Raw genomic sequence first — 6,551 nt, 5'->3', positions numbered from 1 at the left:
GGCCAATACCCCAGATCAGGCTGTTTTGCCAGTGGCTGTGGCCGTAGTCCTGATAGTTGCCGCCGGCCTCGTTCGGCTCGGGCAGGTCGTAGCGCGCCACGCTCGCGTCAACSGCTTCGATCACCGCGCCAGCTTCCAGGTAGAGCGTGATGTTGCTCTTGAGCCGGATCGACGCCGACAGGTAGCGCCCAGGCGGGAAATAGACAGTACCCCCGCCCGCGGCCGCCGCGGCAGCAATGGCCGCATTGACCGCCGGCGAGTCGAGCGTGCGGCCATCGCCCTTGGCGCCGAAACGCCTGACGTCGAACAGCGAACTCGTTGGTATGGGCGGCGCTGCCAACGAGCAGGCCGGCAGCGCGGCAACGAGCGCAACGGCCCGTGCCAGGAAATGTCTGCGTATAGGTAGCAATGTAAATTTCTTGAACGCCACGGAACCGCACAGTCTTTGTCCGCGCGAACAATTCGACCAATGACTTATTCGTCGTGATCCATATGCAAATTGACATCACCCCGGCCCTGCTTTTCATGCCCTTAAGTCGACCGGCGGGATTGAGAGCCGCAGCTGCRARAAGGTGCAGCGCCCAGGGCGGCTGCCGCGCCCGATTGACAGCCAGTTGGAATTAACCGACACCACACGGGCCGCTGCAACGCTAAGGTGCCGCCGCCATGAGCTCCAACCTCTCTCCCAGACTCTGGGACATCTCACCCACCGTCGCMCCCGACGCGCCCATCTTCCCGGGCGACGAGCCCTACAGCCTGCGCTGGACGGCGCAGCTGTCGCCTGGCTGCCCCGTCAACCTCAGCGCCATCACGATGAGCCCCCATGTGGGCGCGCATGCCGATGCGCCGCTGCACTACGCCAACGACGCGCCGGCTATTTCCGACGTGCCGCTGGACACCTATCTCGGCCGCTGCCGCGTCATCCATGCGATTGGCGCCGCGCCGCTGATCACGGTCGAGCATCTTCAGCACGCCGAAAACGACCTGCCGCCGCGCGTGCTGGTGCGTTGCTGCGACAAGGCCGACACGGTGTGGAACCCGGCCTTCACCGCCTACGCGCCCGAGGCCGTCGAATGGCTGGCCGCGCGCGGTGTGCGGCTGATCGGCATCGACACGCCGAGCGTGGACCCGGCCGACTCCAAGGTGCTGGACAGCCACCAGCAGCTGCGCCGCCACGACCTGCGCGTGCTGGAGAACCTGGTGCTCGACGACGTGCCCGAGGGCGACTACGAGCTGATCGCCCTGCCACTCAAACTACAAGGCGCCTGTGCCAGCCCGGTGCGCGCCGTTCTGCGAGAACTCAAATGAACATCGAAGACGCCAAGCGGCTCGACGCCGCCGACCCCCTGCGCAGCCTGCGCGAGCTGTTCACGCTGCCCGACGGCGTCACTTACCTGGATGGCAACTCGCTGGGCGCCCTGCCGCGCGCCACGCCCGAGCGCATCCAGCGCGCGGTGGAGCAGGAGTGGGGCCAAGGGCTGATCAAGAGCTGGAACACCGCCGGCTGGATCGACCTGCCGCGCCGCCTGGGCGACCGGCTGGCGCCGTGGCTGGGCGCGCGCCCGGGCGAGGTGCTGGTGGCGGACTCGACCTCCGTCAATCTCTACAAGGTGCTGCATGCCGCGCTGCAACTGCAGCAGGGCAAGCRCAAGGTTGTCATCAGCGAGCGCAGCAACTTCCCCACCGACAACTACATCGCGCAGAGCGTGGTGCGGGCGCATGGCGGCGAGTTGATCCTGACCGAGCAGCCCGAAGACATCCCGCCGCTGCTGGACGAGCGCTGCGCCGTGCTCATGCTGACGCATGTGAACTACCGCACCGGCCGCATGCATGACATGGGTCTGCTGACGCGCTGGGCGCAGCAGGCCGGCGCGCTGGCCGTGTGGGACCTGGCGCACAGCGCCGGCGCAGTGCCCATCGACCTGCTGGGCAGCGCGGCGGACTTCGCCATTGGCTGCGGCTACAAATACCTGAACGGCGGCCCGGGCGCGCCGGCCTTCGTGTGGATGCACCCGCGCCACGAGGGCCAGGTGTGGCAGCCGCTGACCGGCTGGCTGGGCCACGCCAACCCCTTCGATTTCGACAGCGAATACCAGCCCGCGCCGGGCATCCAGCAGTACCAGTGCGGCACGCCCGCCGTGCTGGCGATGACGGGGCTGGACACGGCGCTGGACGTGTACGACGCGGCGAACAAACTGGGCGGCATCAAGGCGCTGCGCAACAAGTCGCTTGCGCTGACCGAGGCCTTCATCGGTGGCGTGGAGGCGCGCGTGCCGGGCGCCGTCATTGCCACGCCGCGCGACTCGGCCATGCGCGGCTCGCAGGTGTCGTTTTCGCTGCCCGAGGGGATCGATGGCTATGCGGTCATGCAGGCGCTGATTGCCCAGGGCGTCATCGGCGACTTCCGCGCCGGCGACCCCGAGCTGCTGCGCTTCGGCTTCGCGCCGCTGTACAACGGCTTTGCCGATGTGGCGTGCGCAGTGCGAGTGCTGGGGGACATCCTTGACTCACGCTCCTGGGATGCGCCGCAGTTCACCAGCCGCTCCAAGGTGACTTGACCCACCCCCTACTCGCTTCGCGAGCCCCCTCAAGGGGGCACTGCCAGCGGCCCGGCAAAGCCGGTTCCACGGCAGTCACTCGGTAAGGCACTACGCATTCCCATGGCAACCATTGATCACCACGGCGCCCAGCTCGATTTCTCCAAGGACATGAGCTATGGGGACTATCTCCAGCTCGATGCCATCCTCAGCGCCCAGAAGCCGCTCTCGCCCGACCACAACGAGATGCTCTTCATCGTGCAGCACCAGACCTCGGAGCTGTGGATGAAGCTGATGCTGCACGAGCTGCAGGCCGCCATCGCGAACGTGGCCGCCGACCGCCTGCCCGAGGCCTTCAAGATGCTGGCGCGGGTGTCGCGCATCATGGAGCAACTGGTGCACGCCTGGGACGTGCTGGCGACGATGACGCCGCCCGAGTACAGCGCCATCCGGCCCTACCTGGCCAAGAGCAGCGGCTTCCAGAGCGCGCAGTACCGGCGCATCGAGTTCCTGCTGGGCAACAAGAACGCCGCCATGCTCAAGCCGCACGAGCACCGGCCCGACCTGCTGGCCCAGGTGAAGCAAGCCTATGACGCGCCGTCCCTCTACGACGAGGCGCTCAAGCTGATGGCGCGGCGTGGCATCCCGGTGCCAGCGGCCAACCTCAGCCGCGACTGGACCCAGCCTCACGTGGCCGACGAGGGCGTGAAGGAAGCCTGGCTGACGGTCTACCGCACACCTGAGAAAAACTGGGACCTGTACCAGATGGGCGAGGAGCTGGTGGACCTGGAGGACGCCTTCCGCCTCTGGCGCTTCCGCCACGTGACGACGGTAGAGCGCGTCATCGGCTTCAAGCGCGGCACTGGCGGCACGGGCGGCGTCAGCTATCTGCGCAAGATGCTGGACGTGGTGCTGTTCCCGGAGCTGTGGGCGCTGCGCACGGAGCTGTAGGGAAAGACGCCGGGCGTTGTCGATTTCGGCCGGCCTCGATCGTCGTTCCTGGCCCGGCCCGGTCGGCCGGGTTTGGAAAGGACCCGATGAAACTGCTCCTCACCTCCGCCGGCATCCGCAACGCGAGCATCCATGCCGCGCTGCTCGATCTGCTGGGCAAACCCATCGCCGAGTGCCATGCGCTGTGCATCCCCACGGCGCTGTATGGGCATCCGCACGGCAGCCCTGACAACACATGGCGTTTCATCAGCGGCCAGGAGCCGTCCACGCCGATGTGCGAGCTGGGTTGGAAGTCGGTCGGGGTGCTGGAACTCACTGCGCTGCCGAGCATCGACAGCGCTCGCTGGCAAGGCTGGGTGCGGCAGGCGGACGTGCTGCTGGTGAACGGCGGCGACGCGCTGTACCTGTGCCACTGGATGCGCGAGTCGGGGCTGGCCGACCTGCTGCAGTCGCTGCCGGACATGGTGTGGGTGGGCTTGAGCGCAGGGAGCATGGTCATGACGCCACGCGTCGGCGAGGCCTTCGTCGAAACCAGGCCGCCCATCACGGGCGATGACAGGGCGCTCGGCGTGGTCGATTTCGCGATCTTTCCCCATCTGGACTACCCCGGCTGGCCGAGCAACTCGATGGCCGCCGCCGAGGCATGGGCGGCCGGCATCGGCTGCCCGGCCTACGCTCTCGACGACGAGAGCGCCATCAAGGTGGCGGACGGCGCCGCGGAAGTCGTGTCGGCAGGGCATTGGAAGTTCTTCGCCCGCTGACGGCAGGCACCGTGCCCACCGGCATGGTGCACCCGGCTTCTACAATCCCAGGCACCCTTTTCACGGTCCCGAGCCCACCCGGCGCGGGACCATCACCGAGGTCCTGACGCCATGGACACCCGCACCCACGAAACCCGCCTGCGCATCGAGCGCCTGCGCGATGCCCTCAACGCCCACGGCGTGCATGCCGTGCTCGTGCCGTCCAGTGATCCGCACCTGTCCGAATACCTGCCCGACCGCTGGCAGGGCCGCGAATGGCTGTCGGGCTTCACCGGCTCGGTCGGCAGCCTTGTCGTCACGCGCGACCAGGCCGCCCTGTTTGCCGACAGCCGCTACTGGGCCCAGGCCGAGGCGCAGATCGCCGGCAGCGGCATCCAGCTCGAGAAGATGAACTCGGGCGCGTCGACGCAGTACATCGACTGGATCGCCAAGGCCCTGCAACCCGGCCAGTCGATCGCCGTGGACGGCCAGGTGTTGGGGCTCTCCCTGGCCAATGCCCTGCGCACGGCCATGCAGCGCGCCGGCATCACGCTGCGCACCGACCTCGACCTCGTGCAGCACGCCTGGGACGGCCGCCCCGGCCTGCCCACCGAACCCGTCTACGAGCACGCCGCGCCGCAGGCCGCCGTGTCCCGCGCCGACAAGCTGGCCCGCGTGCGCGCCGCGATGGCGACTGTGCAGGCCACCCACCACCTCGTGTCTACCGTGGACGACGTGGCCTGGCTGCTGAATCTGCGCGGCAGCGACGTGCAGTGCAACCCGGTCTTCATCGCCCACCTGCTGCTGGACCCCACCGGTGGCCGCCTCTTCATTGGCGACGGCAAGGTGCCAGCCGACGTGGCCGCGCGGCTTGCGGCGGATGGCATCCAGCTGGCCCCCTATGGACAGGCTTCGTCCGCCCTGGCCGCCCTGCCCGCCGACGCCAAGCTGCTGATCGACCCGCGCCGCGTGACCTTGGGCCTGCGCGAGGCCGTGCCCATGGGCGTGACCGTCGTCGAGCAGATCAACCCGAGCACGCTGCTGAAGAGCCGCAAGACCGCCGCCGAAGCCGCCTTCATCCGCGAGGCCATGGCCGAGGACGGCGCGGCGATGTGCGAGTTCTATGCCGACTTCGAGGCTGGAATAGCCCGCGGCGAACGCTGGAGCGAGCTGGACGTCGACACCCAGCTGACGGCCGCGCGCAAGAGGCGCCCGGGCTTCGTGGGCCTGTCCTTCTCGACGATTGCGGGCTGGATGGCCAATGGCGCCCAGCCGCACTACCGCGCCACGCCCGAGTCGTTCGCGCAGATCGAAGGCAACGGCCTGCTGCTGATCGACTCCGGCGGCCAGTACGTCGGCGGCACGACGGACATCACGCGCGTCTGGCCCATCGGCACCGTCAGCGCGGCGCAGAAGCGCGACTACACGCTGGTGCTCAAGGGCACGCTGGCGCTGTCGCGCACCCGCTTCCCGCGCGGCACGCTCAGCCCCATGCTGGACGCGATTGCCCGCGCGCCGCTGTGGGAGCACGGCCTGGACTACGGCCACGGCACGGGCCACGGCGTGGGCTACTTCATGAATGTGCATGAAGGCCCGCAGAGCATCAGCAAGGCGATTGCCGAGCCGGCCATGGCCATGGAGCCCGGCATGATCACGTCCATCGAGCCAGGCCTGTATCGGCCGGGGCTGTGGGGTGTGCGCATCGAGAACCTGGTGCTCAACGTCGCCATCGATACGCCCGAGAAGAACGCCTTCGGCGAGATGCTGGAGTTCGAGACGCTGACGCTCTGCCCCATCGACACGCGCTGCATCGACATCAGCCTGATGCGCGCCGACGAGATCGACTGGCTGAACCGCTACCACGCCACCGTGCGTGAGCGCCTCGGCCCGAAGGTCAGCGGCGCGGCCCTGGCCTGGCTGCTGCTGCGCACCGCGCCGTTGGCGGCCTGATGCGCGCGCTGGCTGCGCTGCTGCTGTGTGCGGTAGGCGCAGCCGCGGCGCAGACGCGCTATGAGGGCCTGTGCGACGCCTCGGCGGCGGTGGCGCTGGATGCGCGTCATTTCGTCGTTGCCGATGATGAGCACAACCGGCTGACCATCTACAGGCGCGGCGAAGCCAAAAGCGTCGGCGGGATCGACCTCGACAAGTTCTTGAAGGCCGACAAGGAAGCCGACCTCGAAGGCGTGGCCCAGGTCGGCCGCCGCATCTACTGGATCGCCTCGCATGCACGCAACAGCGCCGGCAAGTTGCGCGAGGACCGGCTGCGCTTCTTCGCCACCGACATCCACGGCACGACGGTGGAGCCGGTGGGCCAGCCCTACAC

General features: G+C 68.3%; 6 protein-coding genes and 1 pseudogene. 6 read left to right on the top strand and 1 reads right to left on the bottom strand.

Annotation, left to right across the window (positions count from 1 at the left end):
- Positions 1–430 (bottom strand): glycosyl hydrolase family 28-related protein (locus ACXJKJ_RS29830; protein WP_457394893.1); only part of this gene is annotated, 430 nt, incomplete at its 3' end.
- A gap of 236 nt (positions 431–666) precedes the next feature.
- Between ACXJKJ_RS29830 and kynB the strand changes: the two genes are divergently transcribed.
- The 6 genes and pseudogenes from kynB to ACXJKJ_RS29800 form a co-directional block, all read left to right on the top strand.
- Positions 667–1,308 (top strand): arylformamidase, encoded by a 642-nt coding sequence (gene kynB / locus ACXJKJ_RS29825; protein WP_457394891.1) that lies wholly within the window; start codon positions 667–669, stop codon positions 1,306–1,308.
- Positions 1,305–2,558, top strand: coding sequence for a kynureninase (kynU, locus tag ACXJKJ_RS29820; protein WP_457394888.1), 1,254 nt, complete (start codon positions 1,305–1,307; stop codon positions 2,556–2,558). The genes kynB and kynU overlap by 4 nt, the downstream gene beginning before the upstream one ends.
- Before the next feature lie 102 nt (positions 2,559–2,660).
- Complete coding sequence (kynA, locus tag ACXJKJ_RS29815) at positions 2,661–3,488, top strand: tryptophan 2,3-dioxygenase (RefSeq protein ID WP_457394885.1); 828 nt, start codon at positions 2,661–2,663, stop codon at positions 3,486–3,488.
- An 86-nt stretch (positions 3,489–3,574) separates the two neighbouring features.
- Positions 3,575–4,249: a Type 1 glutamine amidotransferase-like domain-containing protein gene (locus ACXJKJ_RS29810; RefSeq protein ID WP_457394882.1), complete on the top strand. Its 675-nt coding sequence runs from the start codon at positions 3,575–3,577 to the stop codon at positions 4,247–4,249.
- Between the two features lie 111 nt (positions 4,250–4,360).
- Positions 4,361–6,178 carry an aminopeptidase P family protein gene (locus ACXJKJ_RS29805; RefSeq protein ID WP_457394880.1) on the top strand — a complete coding sequence of 606 codons (1,818 nt, stop codon included), beginning with the start codon at positions 4,361–4,363 and terminating at the stop codon, positions 6,176–6,178.
- Positions 6,178–6,551, top strand: a pseudogene (locus tag ACXJKJ_RS29800) (DUF3616 domain-containing protein); the annotation flags it as partial. The gene ACXJKJ_RS29805 and the pseudogene ACXJKJ_RS29800, both read left to right, overlap by 1 nt.

It is taken from the genome of Roseateles sp. P5_E1 (assembly GCF_054049335.1).
Note: the sequence above shows the minus strand (reverse complement) of the source record. Positions and strands in the feature narration are given on the sequence as shown.

Excerpts from the sequence above, each read along its gene's own strand:
- kynA (WP_457394885.1), top strand. The coding sequence starts at position 2,661 with ATGGCAACCATTGATCACCACGGCGCCCAGCTCGATTTCTCCAAGGAC.
- ACXJKJ_RS29810 (WP_457394882.1), top strand. The coding sequence starts at position 3,575 with ATGAAACTGCTCCTCACCTCCGCCGGCATCCGCAACGCGAGCATCCAT.
- ACXJKJ_RS29805 (WP_457394880.1), top strand. The coding sequence starts at position 4,361 with ATGGACACCCGCACCCACGAAACCCGCCTGCGCATCGAGCGCCTGCGC.